The organism is Sphingomonas sp. GC_Shp_3 (genome assembly GCF_026540945.1).
In the GTDB taxonomy this organism is placed as follows: domain Bacteria; phylum Pseudomonadota; class Alphaproteobacteria; order Sphingomonadales; family Sphingomonadaceae; genus Sphingomonas.
Genome location: NZ_JALNUT010000004.1, coordinates 139,010 through 155,815, shown reverse-complemented (window position 1 = coordinate 155,815; position 16,806 = coordinate 139,010). Strand labels below are relative to the sequence as shown.

At 65.5% G+C, this 16,806-nt stretch carries 18 protein-coding genes; 12 read left to right on the top strand and 6 right to left on the bottom strand.

Annotation, left to right across the window (positions count from 1 at the left end; genetic code table 11):
- Positions 1 to 366: 366 nt before the first annotated feature.
- The 4 genes from OXR00_RS11320 (at position 367) to OXR00_RS11305 (ending at position 6,197) form a co-directional block, all read left to right on the top strand.
- Positions 367 to 1,452 carry an N-acetylmuramoyl-L-alanine amidase gene (locus tag OXR00_RS11320; protein WP_267388327.1) on the top strand — a complete coding sequence of 362 codons (1,086 nt, stop codon included), beginning with the start codon at positions 367 to 369 and terminating at the stop codon, positions 1,450 to 1,452.
- 249 nt (positions 1,453 to 1,701) lie between these two features.
- Positions 1,702 to 4,233, top strand: coding sequence for a transglycosylase domain-containing protein (locus OXR00_RS11315; protein ID WP_267388326.1), 2,532 nt, complete (start codon positions 1,702 to 1,704; stop codon positions 4,231 to 4,233).
- Between the two features lie 84 nt (positions 4,234 to 4,317).
- Positions 4,318 to 5,445: a peptide chain release factor 2 gene (gene prfB / locus OXR00_RS11310; RefSeq protein WP_267388325.1), complete on the top strand. Its 1,128-nt coding sequence runs from the start codon at positions 4,318 to 4,320 to the stop codon at positions 5,443 to 5,445.
- Between the two features lie 74 nt (positions 5,446 to 5,519).
- Complete coding sequence (locus OXR00_RS11305; protein WP_267388324.1) at positions 5,520 to 6,197, top strand: methyltransferase domain-containing protein; 678 nt, start codon at positions 5,520 to 5,522, stop codon at positions 6,195 to 6,197.
- 39 nt (positions 6,198 to 6,236) lie between these two features.
- Here OXR00_RS11305 and OXR00_RS11300 read toward each other — a convergent pair whose 3' ends face one another.
- On the bottom strand, positions 6,237 to 6,659 hold the full coding sequence (locus OXR00_RS11300; RefSeq protein WP_267388323.1) for a JAB domain-containing protein: 423 nt from the start codon (positions 6,657 to 6,659) through the stop codon (positions 6,237 to 6,239).
- A 77-nt stretch (positions 6,660 to 6,736) separates the two neighbouring features.
- Here OXR00_RS11300 and OXR00_RS11295 point away from each other — a divergent pair, with 77 nt between their 5' ends.
- The 5 genes from OXR00_RS11295 (at position 6,737) to OXR00_RS11275 (ending at position 10,203) form a co-directional block, all read left to right on the top strand.
- Complete coding sequence (locus OXR00_RS11295) at positions 6,737 to 7,531, top strand: thymidylate synthase (RefSeq protein ID WP_267388322.1); 795 nt, start codon at positions 6,737 to 6,739, stop codon at positions 7,529 to 7,531.
- Positions 7,528 to 8,004, top strand: a complete 477-nt coding sequence (locus OXR00_RS11290; RefSeq protein ID WP_242150547.1) for a dihydrofolate reductase — start codon at positions 7,528 to 7,530, stop codon at positions 8,002 to 8,004. The genes OXR00_RS11295 and OXR00_RS11290 overlap by 4 nt, the downstream gene beginning before the upstream one ends.
- 52 nt (positions 8,005 to 8,056) lie before the next feature.
- Positions 8,057 to 8,986 (top strand): bifunctional riboflavin kinase/FAD synthetase, encoded by a 930-nt coding sequence (locus tag OXR00_RS11285; RefSeq protein WP_267388321.1) that lies wholly within the window; start codon positions 8,057 to 8,059, stop codon positions 8,984 to 8,986.
- A gap of 128 nt (positions 8,987 to 9,114) precedes the next feature.
- Positions 9,115 to 9,543, top strand: coding sequence for an OsmC family protein (locus OXR00_RS11280; RefSeq protein ID WP_267388320.1), 429 nt, complete (start codon positions 9,115 to 9,117; stop codon positions 9,541 to 9,543).
- 102 nt (positions 9,544 to 9,645) lie between these two features.
- Entirely contained in the window at positions 9,646 to 10,203 is a 558-nt protein-coding gene (locus tag OXR00_RS11275; RefSeq protein ID WP_267388319.1) for a glycine zipper 2TM domain-containing protein, read from the top strand.
- Between the two features lie 54 nt (positions 10,204 to 10,257).
- Here the strand turns inward: OXR00_RS11275 and OXR00_RS11270 are convergent, their stop codons facing one another.
- A complete protein-coding gene (locus OXR00_RS11270) occupies positions 10,258 to 10,479 on the bottom strand; it encodes a hypothetical protein (protein ID WP_267388318.1) in 222 nt (73 codons plus the stop codon).
- A gap of 153 nt (positions 10,480 to 10,632) precedes the next feature.
- Here OXR00_RS11270 and OXR00_RS11265 point away from each other — a divergent pair, with 153 nt between their 5' ends.
- Positions 10,633 to 11,409, top strand: a complete 777-nt coding sequence (locus tag OXR00_RS11265) for a hypothetical protein (protein ID WP_267388317.1) — start codon at positions 10,633 to 10,635, stop codon at positions 11,407 to 11,409.
- Between the two features lie 21 nt (positions 11,410 to 11,430).
- On the opposite strand, the gene gmk is transcribed toward OXR00_RS11265, so the two are convergent.
- The 3 genes from gmk to fumC all read right to left on the bottom strand — a co-directional run bounded on the left by gmk (position 11,431) and on the right by fumC (position 13,817).
- The gene (gene gmk / locus OXR00_RS11260; protein ID WP_267388316.1) at positions 11,431 to 12,081 is read right to left on the bottom strand and encodes a guanylate kinase; all 651 of its coding nucleotides are present in this window, start codon (positions 12,079 to 12,081) and stop codon (positions 11,431 to 11,433) included.
- A 49-nt stretch (positions 12,082 to 12,130) separates the two neighbouring features.
- Positions 12,131 to 12,352 (bottom strand): hypothetical protein, encoded by a 222-nt coding sequence (locus OXR00_RS11255; protein ID WP_267388315.1) that lies wholly within the window; start codon positions 12,350 to 12,352, stop codon positions 12,131 to 12,133.
- A gap of 79 nt (positions 12,353 to 12,431) precedes the next feature.
- Entirely contained in the window at positions 12,432 to 13,817 is a 1,386-nt protein-coding gene (gene fumC / locus OXR00_RS11250) for a class II fumarate hydratase (RefSeq protein ID WP_267388314.1), read from the bottom strand.
- A 191-nt stretch (positions 13,818 to 14,008) separates the two neighbouring features.
- On the opposite strand from fumC, the gene OXR00_RS11245 reads away from it, so the two are divergent.
- Positions 14,009 to 14,479: a cytochrome c gene (locus OXR00_RS11245; RefSeq protein WP_267388313.1), complete on the top strand. Its 471-nt coding sequence runs from the start codon at positions 14,009 to 14,011 to the stop codon at positions 14,477 to 14,479.
- Between the two features lie 7 nt (positions 14,480 to 14,486).
- On the top strand, positions 14,487 to 15,179 hold the full coding sequence (locus tag OXR00_RS11240) for a cytochrome b/b6 domain-containing protein (protein ID WP_267388312.1): 693 nt from the start codon (positions 14,487 to 14,489) through the stop codon (positions 15,177 to 15,179).
- A 36-nt stretch (positions 15,180 to 15,215) separates the two neighbouring features.
- Here OXR00_RS11240 and OXR00_RS11235 read toward each other — a convergent pair whose 3' ends face one another.
- Complete coding sequence (locus tag OXR00_RS11235; protein ID WP_267388311.1) at positions 15,216 to 16,643, bottom strand: M20/M25/M40 family metallo-hydrolase; 1,428 nt, start codon at positions 16,641 to 16,643, stop codon at positions 15,216 to 15,218.
- Positions 16,644 to 16,806: the final 163 nt, after the last annotated feature.

Below are 16,806 nucleotides of genomic sequence, written 5' to 3'. Positions count from 1 at the left end.
AAACTGCCTCTGCTCGCATCGCACGCCCGGGCGCATGGCCCTGGGCACCCCGCGCGCTCGCAAAACCGCCGGCAAAAGCCGGTCGGCGCGAGGTGGTGGGGAAATGCATCATGCGAACGTCAACCTGAGAAGGTCGCCGCTCAAAAGCGCGCGGGCGACCGGGTGACCGGATCGTGCGTCATCGAAGCGCTTTCCGGTACTTGACATGCGTAGCACCGCATACCGCGCGCAGCAACCGGCACGTTCCAGCCGCGCTGACCGGCAAAATCTTGCCGAACCGCGGATTAACCTTGCCGTTTCATCACGAAGTGACGGCTCGCTGCCAGACACGGTCCCCAGTAATCGCGTAACCGGGGATCGTCGCACATGTCTTTTTGCTGGACCGGCCGTGCGCCAACGCGGCATCATGGCCGTGTGTCGTTCGTTTTTGCTTTGCTGGCGTCTTGGTTCGTCGGCTCCCCCGCGCTGGCGTTCATGGCGCCGCAGATCGACGTTAGCCGCGATCAGATCGTGCTGCATTTCGGCGGTCGTTCGGGCGACGCCGCCACGGCTGGCGAAAGGCGCGACCTCTCGCTCGCGCTGAATATCAGCGGGGATGCGCACCCCGCCGGCGCCAGCAGTCGGGATGTTGAGCCCGCGCTACCGCCCTTTACGTTCGGCACGGCAACAAAGGCGCTGCGGCGTTACCAAGTAGCGCTGCCGATCCCATCGTCGAGCCGAACGCTCCGGCTGCCGCACGTCTATGGCGACGACGCCAGCCGGCCGCTGGTGGTGATCGACGCGGGCCACGGCGGGCAGGACCCGGGTGCGATCGGCCCCACCGATGGCCGCCGCGAAAAGGACGTGACGCTCCGCATCGCCAAGGCGATCCGCGACGAACTGATCCGCTCCGGCCGGGTCCGTGTCGCGCTGACGCGGGAGGACGACCGCTTCATCGTGTTGCAGGAACGATTCGGCATCGCGCGAAAACTGCACGCCAACCTATTCATCTCGATCCACTGCGACAGCGTGGGGTCGGGTGATGCCAGCGGTGCATCGGTCTACACGCTGTCGGAGGTCGCCTCCGACAAGGAATCGGCGCGGCTGGCGGCGCGTGAGAACAAGGCCGACATCATCGCCGGCGTGAACCTCGCCTCGACCTCCGCCGACATATCCTCGATCCTGATCGACCTCACCCAGCGCGAGACGATGAACGCCTCCGCCAATTTCGCGCGATTGCTCGGCCGCGAGGCGCAACCGCTGGTGCCGATGAAGCCGAACTTCCACCGCATGGCATCGCTGATGGTACTGAAGGCGCCCGATATGCCCTCGATCCTGTTCGAGACCGGCTATATCTCCAATCCCAAGGACGCCGACTTCATCGATTCGCCGGATGGGCGACATGCCATCGCCGAGGCGGTCCGCAAGGCAGTGGACGTGCATTTCGCGCGGCGGCTGGCGCTGGCGGAATGAACGACGGGTAACAACCCAAGGCTCGCCGCCGTCACCGCTATCACGTGGCTGAATAGACACCCGTCTCGCGCCATGAAAGCGGCAAGGGGCGTGTCGGATGGCGGCGTTCTGCTGGCCGCGGCGGGTGGGGAGTGAACCATTTGCCTGTTTTATAGCCGGTGCACAGTCCCGGCGGGATGGGCCACAGAAAAATCGCGGCACGACCAAGGCTGGCAAGCTGCGTGAAACTTGCTAGAGCCTGCGCCGATTATGGCCGACAATGATTCCAGCGTGAGCTTCCGCTTCCGCCGCGCGGCGGACGGGTTAGCCGGCCGCGCCCGTCATCTCTGGGGCCGCTGGTGGGTGAAGCTGCTGCTTGTTCTCGCGGTACTCGCAGCGATCGCCTACGCCGCATTCTTCGTGCTGTTCGCACGTGACCTGCCCTCCGTGGACAAGCTGCGCACCTATGAACCGCCGCTACCCACCAACGTGCGCGGTGTCGATGGCCTGCCAATCCATTCCTACGCGCGCGAACGCCGCGTCGAGCTGAGCTACAACGAATATCCGCCCTTGTTGGTGCGCGCCTTCCTCGCCGCCGAAGATAAGACGTTTTTCGAGCATCACGGCGTCGATTACGCCGGCATCGCCTCGGCGGTGTGGGACAACCTCGCGCGCAACAAGCGCGCGCGCGGCGCCTCGACCATCACGCAGCAGGTCGCCAAGAACCTGCTGATCGGCAACGAGCACAGCTACAGCCGCAAGCTGAAGGAGGCGATCCTCGCCTACCGGATCGAGGATTCGCTCACCAAGCAGCAGATCCTCGAACTCTACCTCAACCAGATCGCACTCGGGCGTAATGCCTTCGGCGTCGAAGCGGCGAGCTACGCCTATTTCGGCAAGGAGCTGAACGACCTTGATCTCGCGCAGATGGCGTACCTCGCCATCCTGCCCAAGGGCCCATCGAACTACGATCCCGACCGGCATGCCGAGCGCGCGTTGGCGCGGCGGCATTACGTGCTGAGCGAAATGCTCAAGAACGGCTTCATCGATCAGAGCCAATATGCGCAGGCCGAGGCCGAGCCGCTCGGCACGGTGCCGCGCCAGACGCCAAAGACCGAAATCGCCGGCACCGGCTATTTCGTCGAGGAAGTGCGTCGTCAACTGATCGACAAGTTCGGTGAAGATGCCAATGCCGGCCCGTACAGCGTTTATGCCGGCGGGCTGTGGGTCCGCACCTCACTCGACCAGTATATCCAGGATTACGCGCAGACCGCGCTTCGCAACGGCCTGCTGCGCTACGATCGCGGGCGCGGCTGGAGCGGACCGATCGGCCATGCGGAGATCACCGGCGATAACTGGCTGCCGGCGCTGCTCAACACCAACATCGGTGTCGACTATCAGGATTGGCGCGCGGGCATCGTCACCGCGCTCGACGGATCGTCGGCCAGCCTTGGCTTCACCAACGGCCAGACCGGCACCATGCCGCGCTGGGCCGCGCAGATGCCGGTGCGCGGCAAGGGCGGCAACGCCTTCTCGGCACTGAAGGTCGGCGACATCGTGGCGGTGGCGCCGGAGGGTGATCAGTTCGCCCTGCGTGCGGTGCCGAAAGTCTCCGGCGCGTTCGTGGTGGAGGAACCCTCAACCGGCCGCGTGCTGGCGATGCAGGGCGGGTTCGACTTCCGCCTCCAGGCGTTCAACCGCGCCACGCAGGCGATGCGCCAGCCGGGTTCGACGATCAAGCCGATCGTCTATTCCGCCGCGCTCGAAAACGGCATGACGCCGGCCTCGATCATCGTCGATGGGCCGTTCTGCGTCTATCAGGGCGCTCGGCTCGGACAAAAATGCTTCAAGAACTTCGGCAGCGAAGGTGGCGCCGGCCCGCACACGATGCGCTGGGGCATCGAGCAATCCCGCAACCTGATGACGGTGCGGACCGCCGCGCAGACCGGCATGCCCAAGGTCGTCGCGTTGATGGACAAGATCGGCGTCGGCAAATACCCGCCTTACCTCTCCTTTGCGCTTGGTGCGGGCGAGACGACCGTATCGCGGATGGTCAACGCCTATACGATCCTCGAAAATCATGGTCAGGCGCATCAGGGCACGTTGATCGACTATGTGCAGGATCGGCACGGCAAGGTGATCTGGCCGGAAAACTGGCATCCGTGCGAGGCGTGCAACGCGCCCGACTGGAACGGCAAGGCGATGCCGCGCCCGGTCAGCCGTGGCAAGCAGGTGGTCGACGCGATGACCGCGTACCAGATGATTCACATTACCGAAGGCGTGATCCAGCGCGGCACCGCCACCGTGCTGCGCGATCTCGACCGGCCGATGTTCGGCAAGACCGGCACCAATTCGGGGCCGACCGACGTGTGGTTCATCGGCGGCACCCCGCAGATGATCGGCGGCCTGTATATCGGCTACGACACGCCGCACGGCCTTGGCGGCTACGCACAAGGCGGTACGATCGCGGCGCCGATCTTCAAGGAATTCGCGCAGAAGGCGTATGACGGCCTGCCCAAGATCCCCTTCCGCGCACCGCCGGGCATCCGCATGGTGCGGATCGATCGCGGTTCCGGAAAGCCGGTCTACGGCGCATGGCCGAGCGCCGACCCGAAGGCGGCGGTGATCTGGGAAGCGTTCAAGCCGGAAAGCGAGCCGCGCCGCGTCTTCCACCGCCAGACGCCGGAGGAAGCCGCCGCAGCCGCTGCGGCCGCCGCCGCCCGTGCGGAAGCCGCCCGTGCCGCGCAGACATCAGAACAGCGCAAGGACGATTTCGTCCAGCAGCAGGGCGGGATTTACTAGCGTCGCATTTGGCGCGATGGCGGCGCGACATTACATACGCGCTCCGGCCTTCTGCCGGGGCAACGACATTCTGGAGTGACGACCATGCGCGCCGAAGCGCAGGCACATATCGATTCGATCAAGGACTCGCTCGCGCTGCTGCGCCGCTTCCTCGACTGGGACCGCGCTTTGCGTAGGCTCGACGAGCTGAACGCGCGTGTCGAGGATCCGACGCTGTGGAACGATGCCAAGGCCGCGCAGGAGGTGATGCGCGAGCGTCGCCGGCTGGACGAGGCGATCACCGCCACCCGCGCGATTGAGACGGAGGTGAGCGACACCGCCGAGCTGATCGAAATGGCCGAGGCCGAGGGCGATACCGAGATGGAGAACGAAGGCGTCGCCGCACTCGCCACCCTCGCCAAGCGTGCCGCCGGGGACAAGGTGAAGGCGCTGCTGGCGGGCGAAGCCGACGGCAACGACACCTATGTCGAAGTCAACGCCGGCGCCGGCGGTACCGAGAGTCAGGACTGGGCGGGCATGCTCAGCCGCATGTACTCGCGCTGGGCGGAACGTCACGGCCTGAAGGTCGAACTGGTCGATCAGCATTCGGGCGAGCAGGCCGGCATCAAATCGGCGACGTTGCTGCTCAAGGGCGAAAATGCCTATGGCTATGCCAAGACCGAAAGCGGCGTGCACCGCCTCGTCCGCATCAGCCCCTATGACAGCGCAGCGCGTCGCCATACCTCGTTCGCGAGCGTGTGGGTCTATCCGGTGATCGACGACAATATCGACGTGCAATATAACGAAAGTGATTTGCGCATCGACACCTATCGTGCGTCCGGCGCGGGTGGTCAGCACATCAACACCACCGATTCGGCGGTGCGCATCACGCACATTCCGACCGGCATCGTCGTACAGTGTCAGAATCAACGGTCGCAGCACAAGAACAAGGCCGAGGCGTACAACCAGCTCCGCGCCAAGCTTTACGAGCGCGAGTTGCAGATCCGCGAAGCCGCCGCCAACGCCGAGAACGCCAGCAAGACAGACATCGGCTGGGGGCACCAGATCCGCTCCTACGTGCTTCAGCCGTATCAGTTGGTGAAGGATCTGCGCACCGGCGTCACCTCCTCCAGCCCGTCGGACGTGCTCGACGGCGATCTCGATTCGTTCATGGCCGCCGCCCTGTCGCAGCGCGTGACCGGCGAGACGGTCGAGGTGGAGGACGTCGACTGAGGATGCGTAGCAGCGGTTCGCCTGCTTTGTGCGTGCGTTTGCCGCGCCGACGTGCGGCTTTGCCGGCGTCTGCGATGCTTCTGCTTGCCGTCGCCGCGTGTTCCAACGGTCCGAAACAGGCGAGCGACGGTCCGTTCCCCGCCGCCGACCGCCCTGTCGCCAACATCGTGTCGCCCCGCTGGTCCAACGAGCAGGACCGCGATAGTCGCGACGAAGCACAGCAGGTCATGGCGAAGGCCGGCATCAAGCCGGACATGACGGTGGCCGACATCGGCGCCGGCGAAGGCTATTACACGGTGCGTCTCGCCTCTCGCGTCGGCAAGGGCGGCCGCGTGCTGGCGGAGGATATAGTTGCGTCCGTGCGCGACTCGCTTGCCGAACGCGTGGCGCGCGAGCGGCTCGACAATGTCAGCGTGCGGCTCGGCACCCCGTCTGATCCCAAGCTGCCGGCGAACAGTTTCGACCGGGTGCTGATGGTCCATATGTATCACGAGATCGGCCAGCCATATGAGTTCCTGTGGCGTTTGCGCCCATCGCTGAAGCCGGCCGGTCTGGTCGTGGTGGTCGATGCCAACCGCCCGACACAGCACCACGGCACCCCGCCCGCTTTGCTGCGATGCGAGTTCGCCGCGGTCGGCTACACGCAGGTCGGCCGGGAGGATATGCCGTCCGCCGGCGGCTATCTGGCATTGTTTCAGGCCATCGGCCCACGCCCCGATCCAGACGCGATCAAGCCGTGCCTCAATCGCTAGGCCATCGAATATCGGTAGCGCTGCTCTAAGCGTCGTCGTCTACAGCAGCCCAAGCCGCCGAAAGCTGACCGTCTGCTCGCCCGTGAGCACGAGATGATCGACCAGTCGCACGCCGACCGCATCGAGCGCCCGTGCCAACCGCCGTGTCAGTACGCGGTCGTCTTCACTCGGCGTCGCATCGCCGCTTGGATGATTGTGCGCCATCACCACCGCCGCAGCGTCGAACGCCAGCGCATCGGCGACGATCGTACGCACCGGAATTTCCACCATGTCGGCACGATCTGACGGCGTGGTCCGCACGGCCAGCAGCCGCCATTCCGAATCGACAAAGGCGAACATCGCGACTTCGGTGCTCAGGTTGCGGATCGGTGCGAACAAAGAAACGGCTATATGCTCGGCATCGAGCGCGCGGTATGGCGCGCCGATCAGCGCCGCGGGAATCGGGGTTAAGTCCACGGTCACGATGATGCCCCGTTTAACGCTATGCGGAAGCACACCCCTCCATTACGGGGCAAGTCATTTCAGCGGAGACCGGCGGCATGCAGCAATATCTCGACCTCATGCGACGCGTGCTCGACACCGGTGTGGAGCAGATGGACCGTACCGGCACCGGCACCCTGTCGGTGTTCGGGCATCAGATGCGGTTCGACCTCGCTGAGGGGTTCCCGGCGCTGACCACCAAGAAGCTGCATTTGCGCTCGATCATCGTCGAGTTGCTGTGGTTCCTGCGCGGCGACACCAACGTGCAATGGCTGCGTGACCGCAAGGTCAGCATCTGGGACGAATGGGCAGATGAGGCAGGCGACCTCGGGCCGGTTTACGGCAAACAATGGCGAGACTGGGCGACAGCGGATGGCCGCCACATCGACCAGATTGCCGAACTGATCGCGCAGATCCGGAGCAACCCGGCGTCGCGCCGCCAGATCGTAAGCGCCTGGAATCCCGGCGACCTGCACGCGATGGCGCTCGCCCCGTGCCACTGCCTGTTCCAGACGCATGTCGCAAACGGCCGGCTGTCGCTGCAACTCTACCAGCGCTCCGCCGATATCTTCCTCGGCGTGCCCTTCAACATCGCCAGCTATGCGCTGCTCACGCATTTGCTCGCGCAGCAATGCGGGCTGGAGCCCGGCGAATTCATCTGGACCGGCGGCGACTGCCACCTGTATTCCAACCATCTCAACCAAGCTCGCGAACAACTGACGCGCAAGCCAGGCCCGCTGCCGCGCCTCGAGATCGTCCGCGCGGCGCCGTCGATCGATGCCTATCAGTATGAGGATTTCGTGCTGCACGATTATGTCGCACAACCTCATATCAAGGCGGCGGTGGCGGTGTGATCACGCTCGTCTTCGCACACGCGCAGAACGGGGTGATCGGTCGTGATGGCGCGTTGCCCTGGCATCTTCCGGCCGACCTCAAGCACTTCAAGGCGCTGACGCTCGGCCGGCCGATGGTGATGGGCCGCAAGACGTTCGAGAGCTTCCCCGCTCCCCTGCCCGGTCGTCGCCACATCGTCCTGACCCGCGATCGGGCGTGGCATGCCGCTGGCGCCGAAGTCGCGCACGATGTGGCTTCAGCGCTCACGCTTGCCGGGGACAACGCCGCGATCATCGGTGGCGCGGAAATTTTCCGGCTGTTCGAGCATCACGCCAACCAAGCCGAAGTGACGACGATCTGGCGCGATTACGACGGCGACACGTGCTTTCGTCTCGGTCAAGACTGGAGCGAAATCCGACGCGAGCATCACCCGGCGGACGGCGACCGTCCCGCGTTCACCTTCTTCACGCTCGACGCTCCACCGCGCGGTTGAATATCATCGTCGCCACTGGCGCGGGTTGCCGCGCCTGCCTATAGCCGCGCGGATGGAGCGACTGGACGGTGGCTCGGTCCTGCCAGCGGCATTGCGCGGCGGTATCGTGGCGCTTGGCAATTTTGACGGATTTCACCTGGGCCATCAGGCCGTGGTCGGGCGAGCGATCGCGCGCGCGCGTGCCGAGGGTCGCCCGGCGCTGGTCGCGACGTTCGATCCGCATCCGGTGCGTTACTTTAAGCCGGACACCGCACCCTTTCGGCTCACCACACTGGACCAGCGTGAGCGCTTGTTCGCCGAAGCCGGGGCAGATGCCATGGTCGTGTTTCGCTTCGATGCCGCGCTCGCCGCGCGCAACGCGCGGGACTTCGTCGAGCAGCGGCTGGTCGACGGGATTGGCCTCGGCGGCGCGACGACGGGCGAGGACTTCACCTTCGGCAAGGCGCGCAGCGGCAACATCGGCGTTTTGAGCGAGCTTGGCGCCCAACACGGCTTCTCGGTCGAAGCCGTTGCGCCGGTCACGCTCACCGGGGAACCGGTCTCCTCAAGCCGGATCCGCGCGGCCCTGATCGGTGGCGACCCGCGCGGTGCGGCGCGGCTGCTCACGCGCCCCTTCGCGATCGAAGGTGTCGTGTCGCATGGTGACAAGCTGGGGCGGACGATCGGCTTCCCGACCGCCAACCTTGACCTCGGCAGCTATCTGCGCCCCGCCTACGGGATCTACGCCGTGCGCGGTCGGCTTGCGGATGGCCGCGTTCTCGGTGGAGCCGCCAATCTCGGCGTGCGACCGAGCTTCGATCCGCCCAAGGAACTGCTGGAGCCGCACTTCTTCGATTTCACCGGCGACCTGTACGGCCAGACGATCACCGTCGAACTGGTCGAGTTCCTGCGGCCGGAGGCGAGATACGACACGCTGGACGCGCTAACCGCACAGATTGCGGTGGATTGCGACGCCGCGCGCGCGGTGCTGGCGCGCGGCTGAACGGATTGTTTTCACGCGCGTGAAACTCCGCTCGGGCGGAACCGTTACGCCACCGTCCCCGACCTCTGCGCAACCATGACGAGACCCGCGCAGGATCGGCAGGTCACCGTCCCCACAGGAGATACATCATGACCACCCGTTCCGGTTCCGCAAAGTACGAAGGTTTGGGCAAGAGCGGCAAGGGCCATGTCTCGACCCAGTCGGGCGTGCTGTCCGATTCGCCCTATGGTTTCAACACGCGCTTCGAAAACGAACCCGGCACCAATCCGGAAGAGCTGATCGCTGCCGCGCATGCGAGCTGCTTTACGATGGCGCTTAGCTTTGCATTGGCGGAGGCTGGATTTTCGGCGGGAACGCTGGAAACGAGCGCCAAGGTCACGCTTGTACAGGCTGACGGCGGCTTCACGATCACCCGCTCCGATCTCGACCTGACCGCGACGATCGATGGTATCTCGGCCGACCAGTTCGAGGAAATCGCCGCCGGTGCCAAGGCGAACTGCCCGGTATCGAAGCTGCTCAACGCCGAGATCACGCTGACCCACCGCCTGAACGGCTAGACCTCAACTAAACGTTGCGTGAACGGAACGTAGTTTGCCGTTCACGCAACCGTCACCCGATCCCATGGGTTCTTCGTCTATCCAAACAGGAGGACACGAACCATGCGCAAGCTGATTTTCGCCGCCATCGCGGCCGCGACGGTGCTGCCGTCTATCCCCGCCACCGCGCAAGACCGGCAGTGGGCCAATCATGGCCGGCATGATCCCAGAGACGACCGTGCCGGGCACGACCGCGACGGGGACCGGCGTGGCGACTGGCGTGGCGATCGCCGCGATGATCACCGTCACGACGATCATGGTAGCCGTGCCGAGTGGCGGGGCGGTGGCAATCGCGACTGGCGCCAGTTTCGCGGGTATGACTACAACCGCCTCGAACCAGGTCAGCGCGTATATTACGCCGACCGCTATTACCGGGATGGCGGCTACTATCAGCCACACCGGCTAAGCCGTCGCGACCGCATCTATCGCGGCGAGAACGGTCGCTATTACTGCCGCCGTTCCGACGGTACGACCGGCCTGATTGTTGGCGGCCTGGCCGGCGGTGTGCTCGGAAACGTCCTGTCCAACGGTCGATCCAGCACGCTTGGTACGCTGCTCGGTGTGGCTGGTGGCGCGGCACTCGGCACGTCGATCGACCGTGGCCAGGTGATATGCCGATAACCGACCAGTCATGATTGCAGAAGGCCCGGTGCACCAACGCCGGGCCTTTTTGCGTCAGATCACGCCGTGGCCCAACATCAGCCGCAGCGCGCAGAAGATGATGAGGATCAGGTTGAGGTTCCGTCCGCTGCGATGCGACGACAGCGCGCCCAGCACCAGCCCGAACAGCGCCACCGGGATCAAGAACCAGTTGAACCAGCCGAACAGCGGGATGCACCCGACGATCGCGCCGAAAAATACCAGCACCCCGACCAGGATCGAGAGAAGATTGATCATCACCGGACGATGGCCGCCGTCGCCACCCGACGCAAGCGCGTACGGTCTCGGTTAATTGGAATTTCACGCATTAACCCCGTTCCCGCGTTCAATCTTAACGTAAAATACGGCAAGCGGGCGCAGTATAAGACCCGACATGAGGGAGCGTTTTCTATGCGTCGCAACCGGCTGATCGCCACACTCGCGCTTGCGCTGGCGACCGCGGGCTGTGGCGCGCGCAACACCGAGCAGGGCAACCTCGATTCGCTCGACAATCAACTTGCCGACGCGGGCAGCAGCAACAGCCGCGATCCCGCGTTGATGGCGGCGCTGCACGATCAGATCATGGTCGATCCCGCGCTCGCGCAACAGGCCAACGCCGATGCGGTGCGTCCCCCCACCCGGCCGTACTCAGGCGCGGTCCCCGCCGATCCGGTGGCCGGCGCGACCAACAGCGGAGCGACTGGTGACGGCGCCGGTACGAGCGAAACGCTCAAGTCGGCCCCAGCTCCCAAGGCAGATGGTTCGTGCCCGCAGTGCGAGGCGGCACGCCAGTCGCTCACGCTCGGCGCGCTCGCCTCGCGCCAGAACGACAAACGCACCGCAAGTTGCGCGGGGGAGATGCGGTACTCGGCAAATTGGGCGAACCGCCTGCCGGCCGATCTGCCGCTCTACCCGGACGCACGGGTGAGCGAGGCAGCGGGGAACTCGGATAACGGTTGCGCGCTGCGCGCGGTCAGCTTCGCGACATCCGCATCGCTGCAATCGGTGATCGACTGGTATTACACCCGCGCGAGCGGCGCCGGCTTCGCCGCTGAACATGAGGCAAATGGCAGCCAGCACGTGCTTGGCGGCACCCGCAGCCGCGACGGCGCTGCTTTCGCACTATTCCTCACCACGCGACGCGACGGCGGTACCGACGTCGATCTCGTCGCAAACAACGGCAGCTGAACCGCCGCTACCCGCCGACGATCAGCGCAACAGCTTGCGGATGAAGCCGATGATCCCGGTCTGCCGCGAGCGCTTGAGCCGTTCCGCCGCGAGGATCGTCTTCACGCTGGCGAAGCATTCCTCAACGTCGTCGTTGACGATGACGTAGTCGTAACCGTCCCAGTGGCTCACCTCGTTGGCGGCGCGCGCCATGCGGGCGTCGATCACTGCCTGCGAATCGGTAGCGCGCCGTTCGAGCCGTTCGCGCAGGATTTCCATCGAAGGCGGCAGGATGAAGATGCGGACGATGTCGCCACCGGCAAGCTGGTGGAGCTGCTGCGCCCCCTGCCAGTCGATGTCGAACAGAATGTCCCGCCCCTCGCCCAGTTCATGAAAGACCTGTGACTTGGGCGTTCCGTAACGATGGTCGAAGACATGGGCCCATTCGAGGAACTCATGATTCGCCACCATTTCGCGGAAGCGTTCGAGGTTCACGAAATGGTAATCCACACCGTCGACCTCACCGGGCCGCATCGGCCGGGTGGTGTACGACACCGACATGCCGAGTTCCGGCTCATCAGCCAGCAGTTTTCGCGCGATCGTGGATTTGCCCGCGCCCGACGGCGAGGACAGGACGTACAGCACGCCACGGCGCTTGAAGCCGTGGGGATCGGCGGGGTCGGTTACGCTCATCGCGCGCTCATCGCGCGCGGGTGGCGCCTACGTCAAGGCAGGATGCGGATTACACTTCGGTCTTGTTCGCGCCGAACGCCGCATCCTTGAGCTTGCCGATGCCGCGCAGCACCAGCCAGCCGGTCGCAAACGTCACCGCGAGCGGGATCACCGCGCGGATCACGGTCGCCGCGACGGCACCCTCGATCGCGCCATCGACATTGCTGTCGTCGCCACTCGAACCGTCGATTGCGGCCCCGATCGCCGCGCCGACCATCGTGCTGAAGTCCATCGTGTTTCTCCCGTTTCGCTAATCACAAAGCGCGAGCGGTGCGGTTGTTCCTCGCCGTCACCGCCCGAGCAGGCAAAGCTCACACCATGGTTTCGGGCCGCACCAGCCGGTCGAACGTCGCCGCGTCGACCAGCCCGAGGTCAAGCCCCGCCTCCTTCAGCGTCAGCCCTTCGGCATGAGCGTGCTTGGCGATCTTGGCGGCATTGTCGTAGCCGATTTCGGGGGCGAGCGCGGTCACCAGCATCAGCGAGCGATCGACCAGTTCGGCGATCCGGCCGCGATTGGGCTCGATTCCGTCGACGCAGCGCTCCGCGAAGCTCTGCATCCCGACGGCGAGGAGATGCACTGAGCGCAGTACCGCCGCACCGATCAACGGCTTGAACACGTTGAGTTCGAGATGGCCCTGCATGCCCCCGACCGTCACCGCCTGATGATTGCCGATCACTTGTGCCGCCACCATCGTCAGCATCTCGCACTGGGTCGGGTTGACCTTGCCCGGCATGATCGAGCTGCCGGGCTCGTTGGCGGGCAGATCGATTTCGCCGAGGCCGGAGCGCGGGCCGGACCCGAGCAGGCGAATGTCGTTGGCGATCTTGGTCAGCGCCACCGCCAGCGTGTTGAGCCGCCCGGAGAAATCCACCAGCGTGTCGTGGGTCGCCAGCGCTTCGAACTTGTTGGGCGCGGTCTCGAACGGCAGGCCGGTCGAGGTCGCGATCTCCGCCGCGATATCTTCGGCGAACCCCGGCGGCGTATTGAGCCCGGTGCCGACGGCAGTACCGCCTTGCGCCAGCTTGCACAGGCCATGCTCGATCAGCGGCAGGATCCGCGTGCGGGCGAGCCGAAGCTGCGCGTAATAGCCTGAAAACTCCTGGCCCAGCGTGACCGGCGTCGCGTCCTGAAGATGCGTGCGACCGATCTTGACGATGTCGCCCCACGCCTCGACCTTTTTCAGCAGCGAGGCTTCGAGCTGTTCCACCGCGGGGATCAGATCGCGCGTCGCGGCAAGTGCGGCGGCGACGTGCAGTGCGGTCGGGAAGCTGTCGTTGGACGACTGGCTCATGTTGACGTGATCGTTGGGATGGACCGGCGCCTTGCCGCCGCGCTTGCCCGACAGCATCTCGTTGGCACGCCCGGCGATCACCTCGTTGACGTTCATGTTGCTCTGCGTGCCGCTGCCGGTCTGCCAGATCACCAGCGGGAACTGATCGTCGTGTTGCCCCGCGATCACCTCGGCGGCGGCGGCGTCGATCGCATCGGCGATGTCGGCGGCGAGACCGTGTTTGCGGTTCACGCGCGCGGCGGCCTGCTTCACGATGGCGAGCGCGTGGACGATGCCGATCGGCATCCGCTCGGTCGCGCCGAACGGGAAGTTCTCGATGCTGCGCTGCGTCTGCGCGCCCCAATATGCAACGGCGGAAACGTCGATCGCGCCGATCGAATCGGTTTCGGTACGGGTGTCGGTCATGAGAACCTCGGCTGTTGGCGGTCTTGCGTTACGTGGGTGGCTACAGGACGCATGGCTTGGCCTTTGGATGCCAGCCGAGGCGGAGATCGCCAAGGCACGCTGCACGGGGGGCTGGCGCAACGGCGGAAAATAGGAGAGGAAGCGGTTGGCCCTGCGGCCATGATCCAGGTTCCATCAAAGGCGAAACGTTCATGATCGTTGCACCAGCCTTCAAGACCTTCCGCGTTCTCGCGATCGCCGCACTCGCATCGGCACCGGTCATCGCAGCCGCGCCCGCGCCGCAGGACATCGTCAATGCGCGCATGGCGGGCATGAAGAAGATGGGTGGCGCGATGAAGGCGATCGGCGAACAGTTGAAGTCCGGCACGCCGGACAAGGCCGTCGTAACCGCCGCCGCACAGACCCTCGCCGCGACCGCCAAGGCGCAGGGCAAATTATTCCCGGCGAACACCAGGCCCGCCGCCGGGTTGAAGACCGGGGCGCTTCCCGCGATCTGGACCGACCGCAAGACCTTCGATGCCGACATGGCCAACCTGGTAGCCGCATCGACGAAGCTCGCCAGCGTGGCGGGCACCGGCGACACCGCCACCATCGGCGCGCAGATGAAGGCGGTCGGGGCAACCTGCGGCGCCTGTCACCGCCAGTTCCGCGCGGAGGACTGACCGCGCGATGACGCCGGTGGAGCCGCCTGCCGCCGCCGCGACATCGGTGCGCGTCTGGGATCTGCCGGTCCGGCTGTTTCACTGGGCGTTGGTCGCGCTGCTCGGCTTTTCATGGTGGAGCGGCGATCATCACGACATGGATTGGCACCGGCTGTCGGGCTACACGATCCTCGCCCTGGTGGTGTTCCGCATCTATTGGGGCGTAGTCGGCAGCCGCACCGCCCGCTTCGCGCAGTTCGTGCGGGGGCCGCGCGCGGCGCTCGCTTATCTCGGCCGGCTCGGCAGGCGGCCGTATGAGGCAGCGGACGGCCATAACCCGATCGGCGGATGGAGCGTGGTGCTGCTGCTGGCGACGTTGGTCGTCATGGTAACGGCGGGGCTGTTCTCGGTCGACGTCGACGGGCTCGAGTCCGGCCCGCTGGCGGATTACGTCAGCTTCGATGTCGGGCGTACCGCAGCGGGTGTTCACCATTTCGTATTCAACGTGCTACTCGCACTGGTCGCGCTGCACGTGCTGGCGATCCTGTTCTACCTCGTCGCGCTGCGGCACGACCTGATCTCGCCGATGTTGCACGGTCGGCGCAAGGCGGGCGAGGTGCCGGTGGCGGAGCGGCTTGGCGCTTCGCCGTGGAAGGCGGCGATCGGCATCGTCATCGCGGGCGGCCTCGCCTATGCGGTGTCGAAGGGCTTCCACCTTTAACGACCTCCGTCCCCTACCTGCGCCGGTGCCGACAGATCAGCCGGTATACCCCTTCACCAGTCGGTACAGGAACGCGCGCCCGTCCATCAGCGACTTCACGCGGATACGCTCGTTGAGGCCGTGCACCCCCTGCCCGTCGGGATCGGAGAACAGCCCGGACACGCCGTAGGTCGGGATCCCGGCCGCGTTGGTGAAGCGACCGTCGGTAGCGCCGGTCGACAGGCGCGGGATGATCGGCACGCCCGGCCACATCTCCTTCGACAAGGCTTCGATCGGCGCCATGATCTGCGGGGTCAGCGGCGGCGCAGAGGATTTCGGCTGCGGCGGATCGGCCAGCGCCACCGTCACCTTCGGATTGCCCGCCACCGCCGCCAGCGTGGTCTGGATCGACTCGACGCTCTCACCGGGAATGATGCGGCAGTTGACGTTGGCGGTGACCGATTGCGGCTGCGCGTTGGTGGCATGCCCGCCGGAGATCATCGTCGGGATGCAGGTGGTGCGCAGCGTCGCGTTCCAGCTCGGATTGGCGGCGGAGACGGTCGCGTAATCGGCGGCGGTTGCCTTGCCCGAACCGATCGCCGCCATCGCCGCCCGAGTGTTCGGGTACAAAGCGGCCGACGCGCCGAAATACGCCCTGGCGGCAGGCGTCAGGTCGACCGGGAAGTCGTACGCGTTCACCCGCGCCAGCGCCTCCGCCATCCAGCCGATCGCGTTGACGTGCGGCGCCTGCCGCGAGCTGTGCCCGCCCGGCGCCGTCGTGGTGAAGGTGAAATCCTGATAGACCTTCTCGCCGGCCTGCACGCCCTGGCTGACCGGCTTACCCGTCTCGTCGAGCGAACCGCCGCCACCTTCGTTGAGTGCCCAGCCCGCCTGTAGCGTCTCCGGATGGTTCTTGAGCAACCACGAAACGCCGTTGAGCGCCTTTTCAGTCTCTTCCCCGCACGTCAGCGCGAGCTTGATGGTGCGTTTCGGCTTGTAGCCTTCCTGTCGGAACCGCACCATCGCATCGGTAAACGCCGCCGCCATCGCCTTGTCGTCGGATGTGCCGCGCCCGTAAAAATAGCCGTTTTCCTCCACGAGCGTAAACGGATCTCGCGTCCAGTCGCTGCGTTTGGCAGCGACCACGTCGATATGCGCAAGCAACAGCACCGCGGGTAGCTTCGCATCGCTGCCGCGCAGGATCGCGGTGAGGCTGCCTTCCTTGGGATGAGCGGGGTCGACCAGCACCTGCACGTCGGCGGCAGGATAGCCCGCCGCCTTGAGGTGCGCCCCCATCCGTTCGGCGGCAAGCGTGCAACTGCCGTCAGGCCAGCTTGAGTCGGTTTCGACGAGTTCCTTGTAGAGCGCCCGGAACGCGGGCTCGCCGCCGCGCGGATTGGCCGGCGCAGCGTGCGCCGACATCGCTCCCGCCAGCAAGGCGGCGATGGTGGCGGATAGGTGGGCCGAGCGTCGAGCAGCCTTCATTGTCATTGTCCCCCTGTGATGACCGCGTTGCGCGCGAAGCGCTTCATCACCGTTCGTAGTTTGGCCGAGCACGTCCGGTGCCACAACCCACCGACAAATGAGAATCATTCGCATTTCCGTTGACGATGAGAATGACTCGCAATATCACGCGGCGACGCACTAC